Source organism: Bradyrhizobium sp. Leo114, from assembly GCF_055229415.2.
This window is the reverse complement of record NZ_JBUYEN020000001.1, coordinates 355,305-374,675: the sequence shown is the minus strand read 5'-3', so window position 1 is coordinate 374,675 and position 19,371 is coordinate 355,305. Positions and strand designations below refer to the sequence as shown.

Below are 19,371 nucleotides of genomic sequence, written 5' to 3'. Positions count from 1 at the left end.
CTGAAGGGTAGGCGGATTCTGGTTACGGGTGGCGCCGGCTTTATCGGCTCGCACATCATTGACCTGCTGTGCGACGAAGGGTGCCTCGAGATCGTCGCGCTTGATAACATGGTGAGAGGGCGGCCCGAAAATCTTCAGCGCGCCGTCTCGCGCGGTCCTGTGCGCCTCGTCCACGGAGACATCCGCGACGGCAAGCTCATGGCAGCGCTGGTGCAGGCGGCCGACATAGTCTTTCATCAGGCCGCGCTCCGCATCACCCATTGCGCCGCCGAGCCGCGCTTGGCCATGGAAGTCATGGTCGACGCGACGTTCGATCTGCTCGAACTGTGCGTCAAGCACAATGTCCAGAAGGTCATCGCCGCGTCCTCCGCATCGGTGTACGGCATGGCGGAGGAGTTTCCCACGACGGAGCGGCAGAATCCTTACGACAACCGTACCCTTTATGGGGCGGCCAAGGCGTTCAACGAGGGGCTGCTGCGCACCTTCAACGACATGCACGGGCTCGACTACGTCGCCTTCCGCTATTTCAATGTCTACGGCGACCGCATGGACATCCATGGCCGCTATACCGAGGTGCTGATCCGCTGGATGGAGCGGCTGGAAGCGGGCCTGCCCCCGATTATCTTCGGCGACGGTCAGCAGACCATGGATTTCATCCATGTTCGCGATGTTGCTCGCGCCAACATTATGGGAGCGAGGGCAAAGCTCACCGATCAGGTTTTCAACGTCGCCAGCGGGACCGAGACCAGCCTGTTGCAGCTTGCTACGACCCTCGCTTCGGTGATGGGCCATCGTGGCTTGTCGCCGGAATTCGCTCCGGAGCGATCGGTCAATCCGGTGCCGCGCCGCCTGGCTTCGACGGGGAAGGCGGAGCGCCTGCTCGGCTTCCGCTCGAGTGTGCCGCTTGAGCAGGGACTTGCCGATCTTGTGAAATGGTGGCGAGTCGAACGCGGATCGCTCGAGCCATCGCGCCAGAAAGAAGCGGTGGCTTCGTGATGCCGATCGCACTGCCGCTGCTCGCGGGTGAGTTTGATCCATTTCGACCCGGCTAGCCATGATTTCGATCGTCGTTCCGGCCCACAACGAGAGTTCCGTGATTGCGCGGACGCTGAGCCAGTGGGTCACCGACCCGGCTTCGGACGAAATCCGCGTGGTCGTCGTTTGTAACGGGTGTACCGACGACACTGCGAACGTCGCCCGGCGCTTCAGTCCGGCCGTCCATGTTGTCGAGTCGGATATCGCAAGCAAAACCCACGCGCTGAATCTGGGTGATCAAATCTCAAATGGGTTTCCGAGGATTTATGCTGACGCCGATATTGTTCTGTCGCATGACGCCGTTCGAGCTCTGGCGAAACGCCTCGAGCAAGGCGACGTTTTGGCGGCGGCACCTACCGCCGAGATCAATGTGACGGGCTGTTCCTGGCTGGTCCGCAAATACTACGGAATTCGGTCGCGGCTGCCGTCTTCGCGCCAGGGAATCGGTGGGTCTGGCGTCTACGCCTTATCCGAGGCGGGGCGCAGGCGATTCGGCCAGTTTCCGGATGTCATTGCTGATGACACCTATGTTTGCCTTCAGTTCAGACCAGGAGAGCGGGAGACACTACCCTACGTCAGCTCCACGGTATTCCCCCCACGCACTGTGCTGCAACTGATCGCGGTCAGAACGCGTGCCTACAGGGGAATATTCGAGCTCGTCCAGCGCTTTCCCGAACTGCGCGTCAACAAAGCGGAAGCCAATCATCGGACGCTCGTTGCACTGTTCAAAGAGCCTCACTTGTGGCCCGGATTACTGGTCTACTGTTGTGTCAACATTGTCGCCCGGCGCAGGGCGAGCATGGCTTCCCGAAGTGGAGCCCATCTGTGGCAACGCGATGAGACTTCTCGTGCAGCGCTAACCGCAGATTCACTCAAATGAGGGCGCAATGATCCCGATTGCCATTCCGCTTCTTGACAAGGAGGAGGCCGACGCGGCTCGCGAGGCCGTGTTATCCGGCTGGGTTTCGCAGGGGCCACAGGTTGCTGCGTTCGAGCGGGAATTCGCTGCTCTGGTTGGTGCGCCTCATGCGTGCGCGGTCTCGAACTGCACGACGGCATTGCACGTGGCCTTGACAGCGGCAAACATCGGGCCAGGCGACGAGGTGATTACCGCAAGTCATTCCTTCATCGCAACAGCCAACTGCATCAAATATTGTGGCGCAACTCCGGTGTTCGTGGATATCGACCCGGACACGTACAACATAGACCCAGGTCGGGTAGCCGAAGCGATCACATCGCGCACGCGTGCGATCATCGCCGTTCATCAGATGGGCATGCCCTGTGATCTCGCGGCGCTCGCTACGATCGCCGATCGTCATGGCGTCATCCTGATCGAGGACGCGGCCTGTGCCGCCGGCAGCGAGGTCCGCGTGAACGGCCACTGGGAGCGGATCGGCAAGCCGCACGGCCTGATCGCGTGCTTTTCGTTCCATCCCCGCAAGGTCATCACGACCGGCGAGGGTGGAATGCTCACCACCGCGGACGCGGAGCTGGATCGAAAGTTCAGACTGCTGCGCCAGCACGGCATGAGCGTGCCGGACACAGTGCGCCATGGCTCGGCGCAAGTGATTTTCGAAGACTATCTGATGGTGGGCTTCAATTACCGCATGACCGATATCCAGGCCTCGGTCGGCCGCAAGCAACTTGAGCGGCTCTCCGAGCTTGTCGCGCGCCGTCGCTCGCTTGCCTTTCGCTACACGGAACTGCTCGGTAACATCGAGGGATTGATCTTGCCGTTCGAACCGCAATGGGCTCGTTCGAACTGGCAGAGCTACTGCGTCAGACTGCCGGATCGCGTGGATCAGAAGGTGTTGATGCAGCGATTTCTCGATAAGGGAATTGCAACTCGGCGCGGCATCATGTGTGCGCATCGCGAGAAGCCCTACTCGAATGACAAGCAGCCTCACGACCTTCGCCAATCGGAGCTTGCGCAGGATCACTCGATCCTGCTGCCACTGTACGCTCAGATGACTGACGAGAATCAGGTGCTGATTGCAGAGACCTTGAAGAAGGAACTTCAAGTCTAAATAGATCGTGTCGATGTCGCGAGCCGGCAGTTGCGCCGGTGACGCCGATCATTTCGGTTGGGCTCAGGGAATCAGGCGCATGGCCAAAGTTGATATCGTTGTACCCTGTTACAATTATGGGCGGTTCCTCGAAGCCTGCGTGGGGAGCGTTCTCAGGCAGTCCGTCGCAGATCTTCGCGTGCTGATCATCGACGACGCTTCGTCCGATAATTCGCTCTCGGTGGCGAGAAAATTGGCGCGAGACGATTCCCGAGTGACCGTGGTCGCGCATCAGCAGAACAAGGGGCATATCGGCACATACAATGAGGGAATTGCCTGGGCCTCCGCCGATTACTTCCTTCTGCTGTCTGCGGATGATTTGCTGGTTGCCGGCGCACTCGAACGCGCTGTCGAAGTCATGGACAAAAATCCGGACATTGTTCTCACGCATGGCGAGTGCGTCAATTGGAATGATGATTCTCCGATCCCGAATATCGAACCGAAGCAGAACTACACGTGGGCTCGCCAAGAGCTCTTGGAAGAGATGTGTGCGACCGCGACGAACTTTGTTTGGACGCCTACCGCTATTGCGCGAACGAGTACGCAAAAAGCGATCGGCGGCTATCGAGCATCGTTGCCGCACAGCGGTGATATGGAGATGTGGCTTCGTTTCGCGGCGAGCGGCTCGGTGGCGCGCATCCATGCGGTGCAGGCAATCTATCGAAGGCACTCAACTGCAATGTCTAACGCGTACTTTGCCGAAATCATATCCGACTATCGACAATGTCAACTCGCGTTTGAGAGCTTCTTCGATGAATACGGGGATCGTCTCGGCTCCTCGCGTGACTTGAAAGGTTTAGCTCGTCGTGCATTGGCCGAGCGAATATTCCATCGGGGAATCGGGCTGCTGCGACGGGGACGCTTTAATGACGGCCTCGGCCTCATGCGCGAAGCGATGGCTATGGATCGCCGGCTGCGTTACTTGCCGCCGCTATGGCGATTGCTGAAGATTCCGGGCGAGGGCGGCCGTCAATGGGCTTTGTCCGTTATCAGGAGGACGCCGGGCAAGCTATTGGGGTGGGCATTGCAATCGCCGAAGAGTCAGCATCAACCCGAGGTCGATAGCGGTCGTTTCTCTTCCGGGAACCATATAGGTCATTAGATGGAGTCAAAACAGATACGAGGTCCAATCGTGCTCGCTTGTGACAAGCGGTATGCCATGCCGCTTGCCACGACCCTGCGGTCGATTGTGGAAACGGATAGAAGCGGCGAGCCGCTCGAGTTTCATGTGCTTGCCGATGGGCTTTCCGAGCGTATTCGAAGGAGGATACTGGACTCCCTTCCGCATGGTTCTGCGTCGATCCGATGGATCGAGGTGGACTTGGGAATGTTCCAGGAGTTCTCGACGATTAGTTACATTTCCAAAATCACCTACGCTCGATTCCTCATTCCGCGTATTTTCCCGGATACGGTCTCCAAGGTATTGTATCTAGACTGCGACCTTCTTGCTCTTGATGACTTGCAGGCGCTCTGGGCAACAGATCTGGAGGGAAATGTTCTTGGTGCGGTTTTGGACCGTCTCGATTCTCAGATTAAAAATCAAACCGTTCGCCTACCGGTACCTCGCGTGCGGGACTACTTTAACGCCGGTGTACTTCTGATAGACCTGCACCAATGGCGAAAGGCGCAGATCGTCGAAACAGCGTTAGACTATCTCAAGCGCTGTCCTGGATCTCCCTACTCCGATCAAGACGCACTGAATGTTGCGTGCGACGGCTTTTGGAAAAAGCTCGATTCCCGATGGAACCATCTCGCTTACAACGAGAAGCTCGACGTCTCTGAACTGGCGGGCGAACACAAGCCCAGCATAGTTCATTTCACGACCTGGAACAAACCTTGGAGACCTGGCGTTCCAAACGCGAATGCCGCGTTGTACGACTCGTTTCGAAGCCGCACGCGGTTCCCGCGCAACTCCATGGACAGAATGGAAGCTACGCTGCGTATCGGTTGGTCCCACATCAAGGGCTTCCAGAAGGCGAGACAAGACAAATCAGCTCGCTCGGACGCTATGGTTGATCGTCAGACTGATCAGAGTAGCTTCAAATGATCGAGCAGTTTCTTCTCTAATCATTCGTTGGAGGGGCAGGAGTTTGCGATTCGGGCCATTCAGCCTAAGCAGCGGTCAACAGGAAAGCTGCCTGATCTCCCTGTTGTTCGATATTTAGCTTTGCCGCTCGTTTGGCAAACCCTCTCAACTGATGACGGCTAAACACATCGTTTGGCCCGGACGATGTGAGCGGCTTAGACTTCCGGTACATTTCGCTTCCCCAGAACTGAAACGCAGTAGAATCATCAATCGATTGTCTGACAGAGAGGCCGCAGCGCTCCGCCAATGCGTTCATTCCGTTGCGGGAGGGAATCACAATGTGGCGCGGTGCATCCAGTTGCACCCAATTCGGGCCGTACTCCATCCATGCTTGCGAGGACGAAGTTGGGATGCGAACCAGAATGCGGCCCCCGGGTGCAAGTAGCCTTCTTGCATTGCCAAGACTTTGGCCCGGATCAGGGACGTGTTCTAACGAGTGATTGAACATGATGAAATCGAACTCGCCGGACATGCTCTGAAGATCCGACTTATGAATCGTCACGGCACCTGATGTCGGCTTGGAAATGTAAGGGTCTACTCCAGTAAGGTTCGTGAACCCTGCCGCAGACATTCTATGAAGAAGTTTCCCGGAACCGCAGCCAACGTCCAGCACCCGAGAGCTAGGATCGATCTTAAAATCTCCGATGACCCCCACGATAGGGTCGTACCTTACAAAGGATGCCACCGCTCCCAATATGCTTTTAATGCCGAGTGCATGCGCGTCCCTGATTGCGATGACCCGCGAATTTCGCGAAGGCTTGGCGAATGAATAATACCCCTCGGGGTAAAAGCGACCTTCGTCTGCTACATCCGCCAGGCGCTGGATCGTCCCACAATCGATACATTCCTGGTATTCAAACCGCTCTCCTGTACCAAACATCATCTCGGTAAATACGTGGCGGCGATGCTCGCCGTCTGACAAGCAAGCTTTACAAATCATCTCGAGTACCTAGCCACTCCAGGGGTTCGAATCCGGCTCAGCCAGCATCGGAGAAGCCGTAACGGATCTAGTGGTCGTCGCAATAATGGTCGCGGCGAAACTGACGCGTTCGCCAATGCCGCCGCTTTCTGCCTTGTCGCTTTGCCCAGCTCCGTCGATCGGGCACGGGCTCTGTCACTTTGCAGCCTATTCATCCGAAGGTGCTCGCTCGCCCCACCTGTCGATCTCGATCGGCCGTGGCCCGCACCATGATGTTCACCGGGATGCCGATTAACGTTCCGGCTGAGCGTTTGTTGCATTATAATAATATATTGGATAAAATCGGCGTTGTCCAAATTAAATAATTGTCGGTTAATTTAGATAATGTGTTGAAGGCAAGCGCTGGACCCGATTGACCAGGAGCTGTTCATGGCATCCCAAGCATATCCGCCCAAAGCTGAAGGGGTGGCTGAAGGTCCCCTCGTCACTGTCGTGATGTGCGTTTACAATGCAGGGGAGTATTTGCGGCCTTCACTGTTGAGTATAATTGATCAGACTTACAAAAATCTGGATATCCTCATTATCGACGATGGCAGTACGGACGGCTGCTTCAACTCAGTTCAAGATCTGCTGGCCGACCAGCGTGTTCGCGTGCTGCACCAGGCGAATTCAACCAAGCCTGTGGCTGTCAATCGAGCGCTCGATCAGATCCGCGGCGAGTTTTACGCCATTCAAGACGCGGATGACATCAGTCATCCAACGCGAATTGAAAGGCAGGTTCGTGCGCTGCTCAACAAGCCGCATTTGGCTGCCGTATTCTGCGGTAACGAGCTTATCATTAACGGAAGAGTCATGGCGCCGGTGTTTGCGCCGATGAGCGAGGACGACTGCCAGTCCGAGATTAGAGCCTTTCGAATGCCTGCCCTTGATCCGACAGGAATGTTCCGAATGTCAATGGTCGGCGATATGCGGTTCGAGCCCTCGTTGAAGGTTGCTGAGACCTACGATTACATATTGAGAATTGGGGAAGTATATCCAATGATCGTATTGGGCGAGTGCCTTTACTCGTACCGCATACTTCCCAATTCACTTACCCGGCGTGCGCCATCGTGGCGTAAGCAGTTTGAGGTTGAGGCATACAGGCGAGCGTGCGAGCGGCGAGGTTTACGGTTCGAGCCGGAATGCGAGGATAGCGGCCACAGCTCTCGCAACAGTTTATCGGATAACAACATCGCCGCCCATTTTATGAGGAGCGTGTTGGATTGGCGTCGGTCTAACCGTCGTTTGTGGGCCTTGAGGACGGGTTGGCAATGTGCTTGTTTGCACCCCGCGGATCCGCACTATTACAAGGCGCTTATTTACGCGCTGATTTCACCCAGCGTAGCGAAGCGCCTACGTCGTAACTTCCTGGCTATTCCCTTGGAAACGACGAAATGAAGCGCTTCTTTAGACCGAACTGTCGCCTTATGCGGCGACTTGATTTTGAGCGCTGCTTCTTTTTTGCGAGATGTCTTGGGCATTAGAGGTATTCGCGTTGAACCGCAGAAGCTTAGAATTGGATCCGGGTTTTCGACTTGCCTATCTGCAGGATCGGCAGCAAAGTCTGGGTGGGCGTACGGCAGGGGGCTCACTCTCACTTAATGAGCTATATCTGAAACTATTACTGGTCGCGATTTTTCTGCCCGAGGGCCTATCTTTCTTCATCGGTGATTTTCGCCTCTCGGTCGCTCGAGTGCTGATTTTTGTGTCCTCCATCGCGGCGATATCGCGGCTCTCAAGCGCGCGAACTGTAGTGTGCGTCCCATCAGATATTGTGGCCCCGGTTGCGGGCGTTTGGATGATGCTGGCTGCCACCGTGACGGCCGGTTTTACGGGTCTCAAAGGGGCGGGAATCGACGCAATTGTATTCACTGGCGCATATTTGACCTTCCGGTATCTCAGTCCTGGCGATAGCTCCGTGCGAGTCGCACGCTTCAGCTGCAAGCTGGCAGTTCTAGTTATCTGTGTCGGTCTTCTCGACCCTTTGAATGACAAACTGTTCACCTATGAGTTCATCAAGGGCATTACTGGTTATGTGAAATTCAGCTATGAAGGCGCATTAGCGACGAAGGCCGAGACGCTGTATAGGGACGGTGTTATTCGAGCCATGGGTCCGCTGGAGCATTCGATACTATTCGGTGCCATTTGCGCTTGGTTCGGGACCTTGGCTTTCACGACGTTTAGGCTTCAAGTATTCGGCTGGGCTGTTGCAGGTATCGCGCTCATCGGTGTGTTGTTTTCGCAGGCGCGGAGTCCATTGCTGGCTTATCTGATCGGATTTGCGCTGGCGATTTTCTATGCTGCGACCCCGCGCTTCACAGCTCGGTGGAAATTGGTCGGACTGTGTGTGAGTGCCGTAATCGTTACTGTCTTCACTTTCTCAGGCAACCCTGTCGTAACGCTTGTACGCCTTTGCGGAGTAAGTCCGGAGGCGGCCTGGTACCGTCAAGCGATCTGGGAGGTGGGGGGGCGTGTGGTACTCGGTTCGCCGATCTTCGGAATTGGTGTGAACGGAGACTGGAATTGGCAGTCCCACGGCGCGCTTTTGAGTGAGAGCGTGGATGCCTTTTGGCTTGCCACTGCAATGGCGTATGGAATTCCCGGAAGCATATTGGTCCTTTTGACAATTGTGGGTGCATGCGGGCTTGGTTCGATCGATAAATCGCGTCACCTTACTCCCGAAGAAGGACGGCTATCGGTAGCGCTCGGAATTGTCATGACGACGGTCGTTTTTCTAGGGTTCATGGTGCATTTTTGGGGCATCTGTTGGATCCTTATCGCCGTTTTTGCCGGGATGCGAGCGAACCTCGCGGAAACCGCGGTACTGCGCGATAGAGCTGCACGAGCGGCGGAAACATGGGTGTGATCGATTTTATCAGAGGTGTTTGCTGACGAGGCCATGGCGCCGTGCCACGCGGAGGAGCCCGCTAGCGGATCGCTATGTCGGTGGCAATCGAATTAAATAAATTTGATAATTATTGCGATGTCTGATATTTAATATATTTAATTCTCCAGAGGTTCCTGTCGTTGAATCAACGCGGGAAGAGTGGAGCGCACGAAGAGTGCCATGATTGCTTTTGGTACGATCTGCCGGTTGCGCCGTGTGTAAGGGAATAAAATGAATCACTGCCACCCCTCCGGCAGCCAGGCAGCGCGGCGGATCGCCTTCGCCACGATCGGCGACGCGAGCGAGGTCAAGTTCTGGTCCGGCACCCCCTTTCACATGTCGAAATCGCTCGCAAACGAAGGTCATGAGGTGGTCCATATCGGTCCCCTGAACGCACCGATCCTGCCTCTTTACAAGACGTATTCCAGACTTTGCCGCACCTTTCGCAGGCGGGGCCTCTCCCCATTCCATGCGGGGCCCGTCGTTGCACAGTATGCGGCGGACGCAGCACGCAAAATCCGCGCCGTCTCGCCCGATGTCGTCTTCGCGCCCGCCGGGTCCAACTTCGCCTGGAATGTGCCTGAAGGCGTTCCCCTCGTCTATGCGTCCGACGCGACCTTTCGACTTGTCGAGAACTACCATCCCAACTATCGGAACCTGTCGCGTAACGCTCGGGAGATTGCTGAACGCCTGGAACGCAACACGATCGCGCGCGCGGATCTGGTCCTCTACCCCTCGGAATGGGCCGCGGAATCTGCGGTTAGGGACTACGGCGTCGACCGTGCGCGCGTGCATGTCATTCCGTGGGGTGCCAACCTCGAGGAAGCGCCGGATCGTACCTCTGTGCTTGGCCGCCGCAAGCCAGGCCCGTGCCGGCTCCTCTTCATTGGTGCCAACTGGAAAGAGAAGGGCGCGGACATCGCGGTCGCAACCCTCGCTGAACTAAGGGACAGGGGCGTAGACGCTGAGCTCGTGATCTGCGGATGCACGCCGTCCAAACCTGTCACCCAGGATGGCCTGACAATCATTCCTTTCCTCAATAAGAACGATCGCGAACAGCGCAATCGACTGGATCAACTCTATCGCGACGCGGATTTCTTTCTGCTGCCGACCCGGGCAGATTGCTACGGTATCGTATTTTGCGAGGCTGCGGCCCACGGCGTACCGAGCATCGCGCCGGCCACGGGTGGCGTGCCCGGTGCTATCCGCGATGGGGAGACAGGCATCTTGTTGCCGCCGGATGCGACGAAGGAGGACTATGCGACGGTCATCTCCGAGACCTTTGCATGCCCGGAACGGCTGGCACGCCTGAGACAATCGAGCCGCGACGCTTTCGAAGTCCGGCTGAACTGGCAGGCCTGGAGCCGGCGCGTCTCAGATCTGATACAAACTCTATGATTGTTCTGAACTATCACGAGCTGGTGGAAGCGTCGCCTTCGAATGCGTGGTGCCTGACGCATGAAACATTCGATGCGCATCTCGCGCTTTGCGGGGACAGCCTGGTCTCGCCTCAGTGTTTTCTGGAGTATTGCCCCAATCCGAAAGCCAGCCGTACCGGCTCGGTCCTGCTGACCTTCGACGATGGATGTCTCTCGGACTACACGTATGTCTATGCGCGTTACGTGAAGACCGGCCGGATTCCAGGTTTCATGTCCTTTATCCCGGTGGATTTTGTGGGCTCGCCGGGACGTATGAGCTGGGAGATGATTGAGGAACTTGGCAGGAACGGCGTTGCGATCGGCTCCCATGGCATGGCCCACGTCGATTTGACTACTGTCTCGGACGTCGAACTCGGTCGCGAGCTTACGGTGTCGAAGTCGATGCTGGAGGATCGCCTCGGGCAACAGGTTACTCTTTTCGCCTTCCCATATGGGCGCTTTTCCCGACGGGTTTGGGACGCGGCTCTGAAGGCCGGTTACACGCACCTCTTTACAATCCAGCTTGGTTATCATCGGGGATTTGAACCTTTTCTCTATTCCCGCCTATGTCTGACGAACAACATGGATGCGGACTATATGCGCCAGCACTTGCGCGATCCGGATGCGATGCGTGGTGTTGCCTGGAGGGTCAGCACAAGGCTGGGGCTCTATCGCCAACTGATGCGCTGGCGGCATCGATAAGCCGAACCTTCCCAAAGCCGGCAATAACAAAGACAGTCAATTTGACTCGGTCAGGCCTGCCGGAAGCTGGGACGCGGAATCGTGGTTCTTTCGAACTAGGGAAAGCGCTATTTGAAAAGAGCGTCGTAAGCCGCAATCAATTTCGGCTCTTCGTGCTCCCACGACAGCTCGTCGCGCACACGCTTGCGTCCGTACATACCCATCTCGCGGCGACGATCTGGGTCGTCGATAAGTTCGAGGATCTTGTCACCAAAATCGGCCGTGTCGGGGTTGCGCGCATAGAGAGAAGCAGACTGGGCCGACACCCGTCCTTCGACCAGATCAAACTGCACGATCGGCTTGCCGAGCGCCATATACTCCATGATCTTGTTCATGGTGGACATGTCGTTCATCGCGTTGGGACGATCCGGATTGACGCAGACGTCCGCAGTTGAAAGCACCTTGAACAGCGTCGTGTCGTCGACCCTGCCGGTGAAAGTGACAAATTCCGAAAGTCGCATCCGCACACATGTCTCTTTGAGCTGCTCCAGGCTCGGCCCTGCGCCCATGATAACGAACTGGATGTCGGTACGTTGACATGTGGACGTGATGTGCCGAACCGCCTCTAGCAGAAGATCAATGCCTTCCTGCTCCCCGATCACGCCGACGTAGGCGACCAGATGCGGCCGGCCGTTGCGCCATGTGTTATCGGGGGCGAGCTCACGCACGCGCGCGAGATTTGGCCCCGAGCGGACGACAAACACGCGATCGGGTTCCATCTTGCCGCGTTGGACAGCGACGTTGGCGTAGGACCGGTTGGTGGCGATGGAAATGTCGGCCAGGCCAAAAGTCAGGCGCTCGAGAAAGACAAGCACCTTCCACATCAGTCCGCGATGTCCAAACTTTGCCTCGAACAGCTCGGGGTTCAGATCATGATGGTCAAATACGAACTTCTTGCCGAACAGGTACTTGTAGAACGCCCCGACCAGGAAAATGAGATCTGGCGGATTGCAGGCGTGAATCACATCGAAACCGCGCCCCCAAAACACCTTGAGCGAATAGGCGAACTCCCACCATAGCGCGCTGCTGTATTCGGCAAGATAGCCGAGCTTGCCCTTGGCCTCGATTGGCAGCGGATGGCGATAAACATCGATGCCGTCGATCGATTCGAACGGAGTTTCTGCGAACGGTCCACGGGGACAGATCACCGAAACCTCGTGACCTGCCCTGTGCAATGATTGCGCCTCCGCCCAGACCCGGCGATCAAAAGGAACGGGAAGATTTTCGACAATGATCAGGATTCTCCGCCGGCGTACGCTGCGCGTCGCCTCAACGACCGTTGCCAGTGTCATGATCGCTGTCCCAGCGACTTACCAACAAATGCCGCGATAGTCGTCTGCGGTCTGCTTTTCCGGCGAGATGCGTACAAGATCGATGATTACTTTGTCATGGCCGTTCAAAACCAATGAGTTCTTCAGAAACTCCTTGCGGTTCCCCACGACGAGAACGTCGGCAAAGGCGGCGACGTCGCTCATTTTCTCCCGAAGCAGACAGGCAATGTGCGGCAGGCGACTTGTCAGGTGATCCCTGTTGACCCCCGTGAGCTGAGACAGGCGAACGTTCGAGTCATAGATTGCGAGCTCGTAGCCACGACCAATCAACCTTTCGGCAATCTCGAGCATCGGACTGTAGCGCAGATCGTCCGTGTCCGGCTTGAAGCTCAGCCCGACGAGTCCGATGCGCCGCTTCCCGGTCGCGGCGACAAGTCGGAAAGCGCTGCGAATTTGGTTCTCGTTCGCCTGGAGCACGGCGTCGAGCAGGGGCGTGTCAACGTCGACAGTTCGTCCTGCATAGCGCAAAGCGCTCACGTCTTTTGGCAAGCAGGACCCGCCAAATGCAAACCCTGGTTTGAGGTATGCCGGCGAGATATTCAGCTTCTTGTCGGCGACCAGGACGTTCATGACTTGGTGGCTATCGACGCCCATCGCCTTGCAAAGCAATCCCATCTCGTTCGCGAAGCTGATCTTGGTCGCGTGCCAGGCATTGTTTGCATATTTGACTGCCTCGGCGGCCCGAATTGACAGGACCAGGGGCGTTACCGCGAATCGCTCGTGAATTTGCATGAGGCGCCGAAGCGTAAGCGGATCATCGTCGACGCCAATGACAATGGTTCCAGGATCATCGTAGTCGGCTATGGCCGTTCCCTCCCGCAGAAACTCGGGCAGATAGGCGACCCCGAAATCTTGCCCCGCTTTCTTGCCGGACGACCGCTCCAGAATGGGTATGACGATGTTTTCCATCGTGCCCGGTAGCATCGTCGAGCGCATGACGACGGAATGGAAGTTCGTGGTCTTGCGGATGCTTTCTCCAATCTCCTGCGCCACCCGCGTCAGGAATGATGTTTCCAGTGATCCGTTCTCCTGCGAGGGGGTTCCAACGCAGACCAATGAAATGTCTGTCGACGAGACAGCGGCCGAGGAATCGGTGGTTGCCTTGAGCCGGCCGGCGCTGACACCGGAGCTAATGCTTTCAGCGAGCTTTGGCTCTATGATCGGCGATAGTCCACGGTTCAGAACACTGACCTTGTCCTGATTGACATCGACTGCCACGACATCATGTCCGTCGCGTGCAAGACAGGCCGCCGATACCGTGCCGACGTAACCGATCCCGAAGACGCAAATCCTGTATTTGCTCGCGCTGTCTAAGCGAGCCTTTTCTTTCTTATCCAGAATTGAGCTGTCCCATGCCGAGCGGGACGGACTTTGAACGAGCGCATCCATGTCTAATCTCTTGGCTTTTAATGGGACTATTTAAAAGGTGATAAAACTATATTTAAATAAAATCGGAAATCAACCGATATTTAATCGCGGATTAAATATTAAAAAGAGGGGTGTGGGGAGGTGATAAACCCCGGGCGGGCATGGGTTTTCGCGTTAACCCCGATGCCGCTGATTGTGTGTTGGCTTTATAGCCACACCAGCGCTTGTTCTTCTCGGCAGGCGGCGTGAAGCAGGGCTGTAGCTAAACAAAAGGCGGCAGACTTGAGCCGGGACCTCGTCCTGTTCTGGTGCAGGGCCTTTCCGTAACGGTGTCGCTTCTGGCTCGTCCGCGCAAAACGCTCATTCCGTCTCGCGCCCGCAGTCCGGCGAGAGCTCGATCGGTCCCGGCGAAGGCGGTGCCTAGAAACGGCTGTTCGAGGCCGTCTCCGGCAAACTGGGCACGGAATATGCCGTGGTCGGCGCCACCCTCGTCAAGGTCCGTCGCTACGGACAGGGCGCAAGGGGGGACTCAAAGCCATCGGCCGTTCGATGCGCTCGGCAATCTGGTGGGTTTCCTGCTCCTGCCGGGGCAGCGCTTCGACGCAGCGGGCGTGCTACCGCCGTGACAAGCTCCGATGAATCCTAACAGGCCCTAGGCCGTACGCTCGAATATTAGGTCAGCAGAAGCACGCTTACTTCCGTTCCATGGTCGCGGTTCATCGATACGACCGGAGAGGTAGGCGTCGAACTCATAGAAATTATCCAGGACGCTGCACTTAAATCCGGCTGCAGAAAAGCTCTCGATGAGGTCAAGATTCTGATCGCTCACTTCTGCAACGACGGTCAGTGATCTATCGAAAGCATCCGCGTTGCGAATTATCTCCTCCAAAACGGGCCGCTCTGCGCCTTCGATGTCAATTTTGATGAAGGATACGCGCTTGGCTCTATCGCCGAGGATGCCAATGAGCGTATCGGTCTGGATCATCGAATAATTACTGCCGTCTCGGGGCGCGATGAGAGAACAGTTGCCGGTGTTCAAACCGCCGAATTTCGATTCGAACAATTTCATTTGGCCTCGGGAAGCCGCCACGGCTTTGTTGACCACAGTGATGTTGTGTCGCCCGTTCTCGGCGACGTGCCGAGACAGTTCTTGATAATTGTGGGGCGAGGCCTCGATGGCGACCACTTCGCGTGCCAGCTTCGACATCAGCAGCGTGAAATATCCGATGTGAGCGCCAACGTCGACGGCGCAGGTTTCCGGGCCGATCTTGCGTTCCATGAAACGGCTCAGGTTAGGTTCCCACACGCCAAACGAGAAAATGCGTGCAGGAATATAATCAGAGAGATTGCCCGAAAGCCTTGCGCCGAAATAAGTCTCGAATTTTCTGTGCTCTTTCAGCGCGCGAACCGATCGGAGATAGGCGCGTTGCGCTAAAACATGGGCTTTGGAGAGGGAAGGTGTGTAAAGGGCGGAATTAATACTGGAAAAATCAACACGCCAAAATGCAGCCATTGGACAATCCTAAGCCGTCCGGCGCGAGTGTGCACCGGGTGTTTGACGAGAGCAGGTTACTCGACATTACTCCCCGCGGCTAGCCTCTTGATCATAAGCTGGGATCGAACTTTGAACCACCCGGACGGAGGTCTACGATTGCAGTCGCCTACAGCCGCGGCCGCGGGATGAGGTTTCCCAGGACGAGCCGATCGCCCTGCCAACTCGCCCAGCGCACGTTCTCCCATTGCGCGATGTTGATGCGCTGGCCGTTGACTACGTCGAACCGGAAAGCCCCGTACAGGAACGAACCACGCACGAAATAGACATTCTTCAGGCTCACCGAGGAGCCACCGGTTGCGGGGATGCGGAGTCCGAAAGTGCCGCCTTCGAACAGCACGTTCTCCAACACGTGTGAGCCTCGCCAATCGTCGGCCGACCAGTAACCCGCGGTCGTGACACCGGCCATCTTGAACGTCGAGTTCTTGACCGTGACCGTGCCCGTGGAACCCGGGGCATAGCACTGCAATCCATCCGCATGGTCATTCTCCACCCCCGTAGCCTCGATATAGACCCACGTCAGATTGATATTGCCGCTCTTGCAGCGAACGCCTTCTCGCGACTGAATACGAACCCGCGTGAGATTACAGGAGCCAAGGCAGGTAATCGTCGGGTCCCCTGAGTTCTCAATGATCGACAAGTCTGTTCGGGAGGAGTCCGGCGGCAGGGCGATATTGGTCGTGCCGCTCGTGACGTTGGCATAGACCGGATCGTTGAAGCTCAGCGGGACCTCGGCAGGGCTTGGCGCCGGATCAGGCGAGGGATGAGGCGTAGGGCCGGGCGTCGGGCCAGGAACGGCCCCCCCACGCACCTCTGCGGTCATACGATAGCCGCCCGGGCGCGTCTCGAAGACTGGCTCTGGAGCCCCCAAGGTGCGCTTGTTGCAAGCGTCCCCCGCCTTATCAGCCGGTGTGTGGCTCGAAAGTATGGCGCTCGAGGAATCTCGGCACATCGACTGCGCAGCTTCACTCGGCGTCGATGTGACGGTCGGTTGGGCAATAACTGCCCCGGCCGGCAATAGCGCCAGCGTTATCAGGTACCGCATGGGACGCTCCTAAGGCAGGATTTTCTGCCGAATCTCTGCACCGCCATCCAGCTCGGATATCTCGTAGCAGATAAGCGCATCGAAGCGCCTGGACGGCGACGCGTTATCCTAGGATAGCCCATGTTCCGGCCGCTATCGAGGCCCTGTTCGTGCGGCTTTTCCGGAGCCGTATCAAACTGGCCAGATGCTGTTCTATCGGCTAGTTTGCCAATGAGACTTTGAACATCAGCGTGATGCGCAACAACGGACACAGGCGCGAGATGCCGCGCGCCACATGCGGGATCCAACCGGGAAATCTCACAAGTCGGTTCGGCTTGGGGTACACTGCGCACAGCAGATCATCGCCGCCTTCGTTGAAGAACAACGTCTCGCCCGCCCAGTCCGGGTGCCAATGCAGATGTGGATAATAGAGCAGCGTATAGTGCTCGGGCCCCATCGAGTCCTTGTGCACCCCGCCCTCGGCTCCGGACGGATAACCGTTGGCGTAGCAGCGCAGCAGCCGCGACTGACCGCGCACTTTCTGCCACATTGCTTCAACCAGTGGATATTGGCGCAGCTCCTGCTCGGCCTGCGTATGTCGATCAAGCCCAGCAGTTGGGACCTCCCAGAACCCGGCGAAGTGCTTGTACCAGTAACGACTGGCATCGTTGCCCATATGTGAACGGGCGCCATAGCCCCAACCGGGGCCCTGCAAGAACTCATACATCTGCTCTTGCTCGACCTTGTTCAGATAGTTGTCTATCACTTCGACATCCGCGGCGCTGTACTGGCGCTGACTCGCGGAGGGTTGGCCTTGGATTGCCGTTGGCGTCGCTGACATTGTTTTTTCCGATGACATTAGTCGTACCTCGCAGCCCGACGGACCTATAGATGGGCATCTGTCCCAGGATTGGGGTTGTCCATAGGCCGAAACATGATGAATATGTGGCTAGTTGTTTAGTGCATTTTGGCATTGCTATCAGAGAATTTCTGGGACTGGGTCTGTCGAAGGCTGCGTTCGAACATGCGCAGGTCTTTAGTGGGTGACGGTCGTTCGTCAACGTCGACAGCAAATGAGAAGGTGTCCGGGCTATGTCGACCGCTAGCATCAAACTTGCTGTCATCATCGTCTCATACTGCAATGCCGATGATGTCGATCGTTGCCTGAAGTCGCTCGCTCGTTCGGATTGGGATCGCTTTGAGATATTCATTTGCGAGAATGGCGGGGAAGCAGCCTACGGAAGGTTACTGGCTACGCTCGTGGGACAGGATCGAACGTTGCAACGAACTTCCGAGGCGTCGGACAGTCTCGACCAGCCACAGAAACGACTGGTCTCAGTGACGAAATGCCGATTCCAGGCCCGCGCGAATGTCGTCCGAGTTGGGCTCGCGACCGAAAATCTCGGTTACGGAGGTGGCGTCAACGCGTGGCTTGAGCCATTGCTCGGCGTCCCCGATTGGAGTTCAGCGCTTGTCCTCAATCCCGATACCGAAGTGGATAGCCGTAGCCTGTCTGAATTAATTGCCAAGTCTGCTGAGGGATTTGGCATGGTTGGCGGAAGCCTGGTTTTCGACAACAGCCCCGACAAGGTGATCAACTACGGGTTGCATTGGTCCCATGTGACGGGCCGTGTCGTCGCCGTAGGAAGGAATGCGCCAGCGGGCAGCGCACCATCGGCCGAGGACCTCGGCAGGATCGATGCCGTAAGTGGCGCGTGTGTTCTGGTAACGCGAGCGTTCGTCGAAGACGTCGGTCTCATGGCCGAGGACTATTTCCTCTATATGGAAGACCTGGATTGGGGGCGCCGGCGGGGAAAGCATCGCATCGGTTTCGCGAGCAAAGCTATCGTTCGCCACATTGGGGGGACGACCATCGGATCTGCCGTTGCCCCCGAGAAGCGCTCGCACCTTTCGATCTATCTATCTGCTCGCAACAGCATTCTCTATGCTCGGCGCTTTGCGGGATGGCGCTGGATCTGCCATTTCGGAGTCGGACTGTTGTTTGCAGCGCGATATATGCTCAAAGGCTCGTTGTCGGCCGGAAGAGTTGCTTTTATTGGGTTGCTGGACGGCGCAAAAGGGAAGACGGGGCGACCGGACGCCGCGCCCGGGCCGCAACAGCTCGGTTGATCGGCGCCGATCCCGATCAGATCTAAGCACACGCCATTGGTTTGAGCTTGCCCGGATGGCGGAGGGGGCGCCAGCATTTCAACGGTCCCCTCCAATTACCGCCCCAACGGGGCAATCGAACCGACAATCGAGCCGAGTATGTTCTTGATTTTGGCGGGCGAAATGCTCGTTTCAATATCTGTATTCTCCAACCGGTAAGCGTATCAGTCCAGGTATCTGGCGGCAGATCCGTCGATCCTCGACGGTTCGATTATTTAATCGTTCTTGTCTCCAAGATAATATTGATGGGGCGAGCTGATTCGGGCGGCCCCAGTATTTCCCAGCATGTGTTGAGGCTCGCCGTTGCGGCACGCTGAAACGAGCGCCGCGTGAAAATCAAACCGTTCTCGCGGCTGCTGGGTCGTATTAAACGCCGCGATCTTATTAAATGCCTTGATGCGAAATTTACTCTGCGCAAGAACTGCTCGAAGCCGGCGTTTTTTCGCAATGCAATTAACCGCGCAGAAATCGTCGCTCCTTACCTTGAGGTCAACGTTGCGGTGCTGAGAACACCGGATTTATTATTCTTGTGGTTTTTCGAGCACACTGAGACTTTGGCCAGGGTAGCTAAGAAATCACCTTGGGTGGGCCGTCATGTCGTCCCAAAAAAGCCTCTGCCAACGACCAAGACGCGTACCCGGGCGCTGCGCTAGCAGAGCTGCACTTGGGGTATCGTCGCTCGGGACTCGAAAATTGGGCGCGTGCCTGGGACAAACTAGATAGGCACTATTAGGAG

17 protein-coding genes are annotated in these 19,371 nt (G+C 56.9%); 11 read left to right on the top strand and 6 right to left on the bottom strand.

Annotation, left to right across the window (positions count from 1 at the left end; all coding sequences use genetic code 11):
• The 5 genes from ACZIRK_RS01665 (at nt 1) to ACZIRK_RS01645 (ending at nt 5,148) form a co-directional block, all read left to right on the top strand.
• On the top strand, nt 1-996 hold the full coding sequence (locus ACZIRK_RS01665) for an NAD-dependent epimerase/dehydratase family protein (protein ID WP_165435171.1): 996 nt from the start codon (nt 1-3) through the stop codon (nt 994-996).
• A 58-nt stretch (nt 997-1,054) separates the two neighbouring features.
• Complete coding sequence (locus tag ACZIRK_RS01660) at nt 1,055-1,915, top strand: glycosyltransferase (RefSeq protein ID WP_463326832.1); 861 nt, start codon at nt 1,055-1,057, stop codon at nt 1,913-1,915.
• Between the two features lie 7 nt (nt 1,916-1,922).
• A complete protein-coding gene (locus ACZIRK_RS01655; protein WP_463326831.1) occupies nt 1,923-3,062 on the top strand; it encodes a DegT/DnrJ/EryC1/StrS family aminotransferase in 1,140 nt (379 codons plus the stop codon).
• A 79-nt stretch (nt 3,063-3,141) separates the two neighbouring features.
• Complete coding sequence (locus ACZIRK_RS01650) at nt 3,142-4,203, top strand: glycosyltransferase family 2 protein (RefSeq protein WP_463326830.1); 1,062 nt, start codon at nt 3,142-3,144, stop codon at nt 4,201-4,203.
• Nucleotides 4,204-5,148 (top strand): glycosyltransferase family 8 protein, encoded by a 945-nt coding sequence (locus ACZIRK_RS01645; RefSeq protein ID WP_463326829.1) that lies wholly within the window; start codon nt 4,204-4,206, stop codon nt 5,146-5,148.
• Nucleotides 5,149-5,212: 64 nt separating this feature from the next.
• On the opposite strand, the gene ACZIRK_RS01640 is transcribed toward ACZIRK_RS01645, so the two are convergent.
• A complete protein-coding gene (locus ACZIRK_RS01640) occupies nt 5,213-6,109 on the bottom strand; it encodes a class I SAM-dependent methyltransferase (protein WP_463326828.1) in 897 nt (298 codons plus the stop codon).
• Nucleotides 6,110-6,535: 426 nt separating this feature from the next.
• Here ACZIRK_RS01640 and ACZIRK_RS01635 point away from each other — a divergent pair, with 426 nt between their 5' ends.
• The 4 genes from ACZIRK_RS01635 to ACZIRK_RS01620 all read left to right on the top strand — a co-directional run bounded on the left by ACZIRK_RS01635 (nt 6,536) and on the right by ACZIRK_RS01620 (nt 11,152).
• Entirely contained in the window at nt 6,536-7,543 is a 1,008-nt protein-coding gene (locus ACZIRK_RS01635; RefSeq protein ID WP_463326827.1) for a glycosyltransferase family A protein, read from the top strand.
• A 97-nt stretch (nt 7,544-7,640) separates the two neighbouring features.
• Complete coding sequence (locus ACZIRK_RS01630) at nt 7,641-9,011, top strand: O-antigen ligase family protein (protein ID WP_463326826.1); 1,371 nt, start codon at nt 7,641-7,643, stop codon at nt 9,009-9,011.
• A 357-nt stretch (nt 9,012-9,368) separates the two neighbouring features.
• Nucleotides 9,369-10,430: a glycosyltransferase family 4 protein gene (locus ACZIRK_RS01625; protein WP_474417436.1), complete on the top strand. Its 1,062-nt coding sequence runs from the start codon at nt 9,369-9,371 to the stop codon at nt 10,428-10,430.
• Complete coding sequence (locus ACZIRK_RS01620) at nt 10,427-11,152, top strand: polysaccharide deacetylase family protein (protein WP_463326824.1); 726 nt, start codon at nt 10,427-10,429, stop codon at nt 11,150-11,152. Before ACZIRK_RS01625 ends, ACZIRK_RS01620 begins: the two co-directional genes overlap by 4 nt.
• Before the next feature lie 107 nt (nt 11,153-11,259).
• Here the strand turns inward: ACZIRK_RS01620 and ACZIRK_RS01615 are convergent, their stop codons facing one another.
• The 5 genes from ACZIRK_RS01615 to ACZIRK_RS01595 form a co-directional block, all read right to left on the bottom strand.
• Entirely contained in the window at nt 11,260-12,483 is a 1,224-nt protein-coding gene (locus tag ACZIRK_RS01615) for a glycosyltransferase family 4 protein (protein WP_463326823.1), read from the bottom strand.
• An 18-nt stretch (nt 12,484-12,501) separates the two neighbouring features.
• The gene (locus tag ACZIRK_RS01610) at nt 12,502-13,911 is read right to left on the bottom strand and encodes a nucleotide sugar dehydrogenase (RefSeq protein WP_463326822.1); all 1,410 of its coding nucleotides are present in this window, start codon (nt 13,909-13,911) and stop codon (nt 12,502-12,504) included.
• 631 nt (nt 13,912-14,542) lie between these two features.
• Nucleotides 14,543-15,403 (bottom strand): FkbM family methyltransferase, encoded by an 861-nt coding sequence (locus tag ACZIRK_RS01605; RefSeq protein ID WP_463326821.1) that lies wholly within the window; start codon nt 15,401-15,403, stop codon nt 14,543-14,545.
• 148 nt (nt 15,404-15,551) lie between these two features.
• Nucleotides 15,552-16,487 carry a hypothetical protein gene (locus tag ACZIRK_RS01600; RefSeq protein WP_474417435.1) on the bottom strand — a complete coding sequence of 312 codons (936 nt, stop codon included), beginning with the start codon at nt 16,485-16,487 and terminating at the stop codon, nt 15,552-15,554.
• Between the two features lie 199 nt (nt 16,488-16,686).
• Complete coding sequence (locus ACZIRK_RS01595) at nt 16,687-17,307, bottom strand: hypothetical protein (protein WP_463326819.1); 621 nt, start codon at nt 17,305-17,307, stop codon at nt 16,687-16,689.
• A 251-nt stretch (nt 17,308-17,558) separates the two neighbouring features.
• On the opposite strand from ACZIRK_RS01595, the gene ACZIRK_RS01590 reads away from it, so the two are divergent.
• Together ACZIRK_RS01590 and ACZIRK_RS01585 are read left to right on the top strand one after the other, a co-directional pair.
• Nucleotides 17,559-18,596: a glycosyltransferase family protein gene (locus ACZIRK_RS01590; RefSeq protein ID WP_130225314.1), complete on the top strand. Its 1,038-nt coding sequence runs from the start codon at nt 17,559-17,561 to the stop codon at nt 18,594-18,596.
• Between the two features lie 368 nt (nt 18,597-18,964).
• Nucleotides 18,965-19,288 carry a hypothetical protein gene (locus tag ACZIRK_RS01585; RefSeq protein WP_130225313.1) on the top strand — a complete coding sequence of 108 codons (324 nt, stop codon included), beginning with the start codon at nt 18,965-18,967 and terminating at the stop codon, nt 19,286-19,288.
• Nucleotides 19,289-19,371 lie beyond the last annotated feature (83 nt).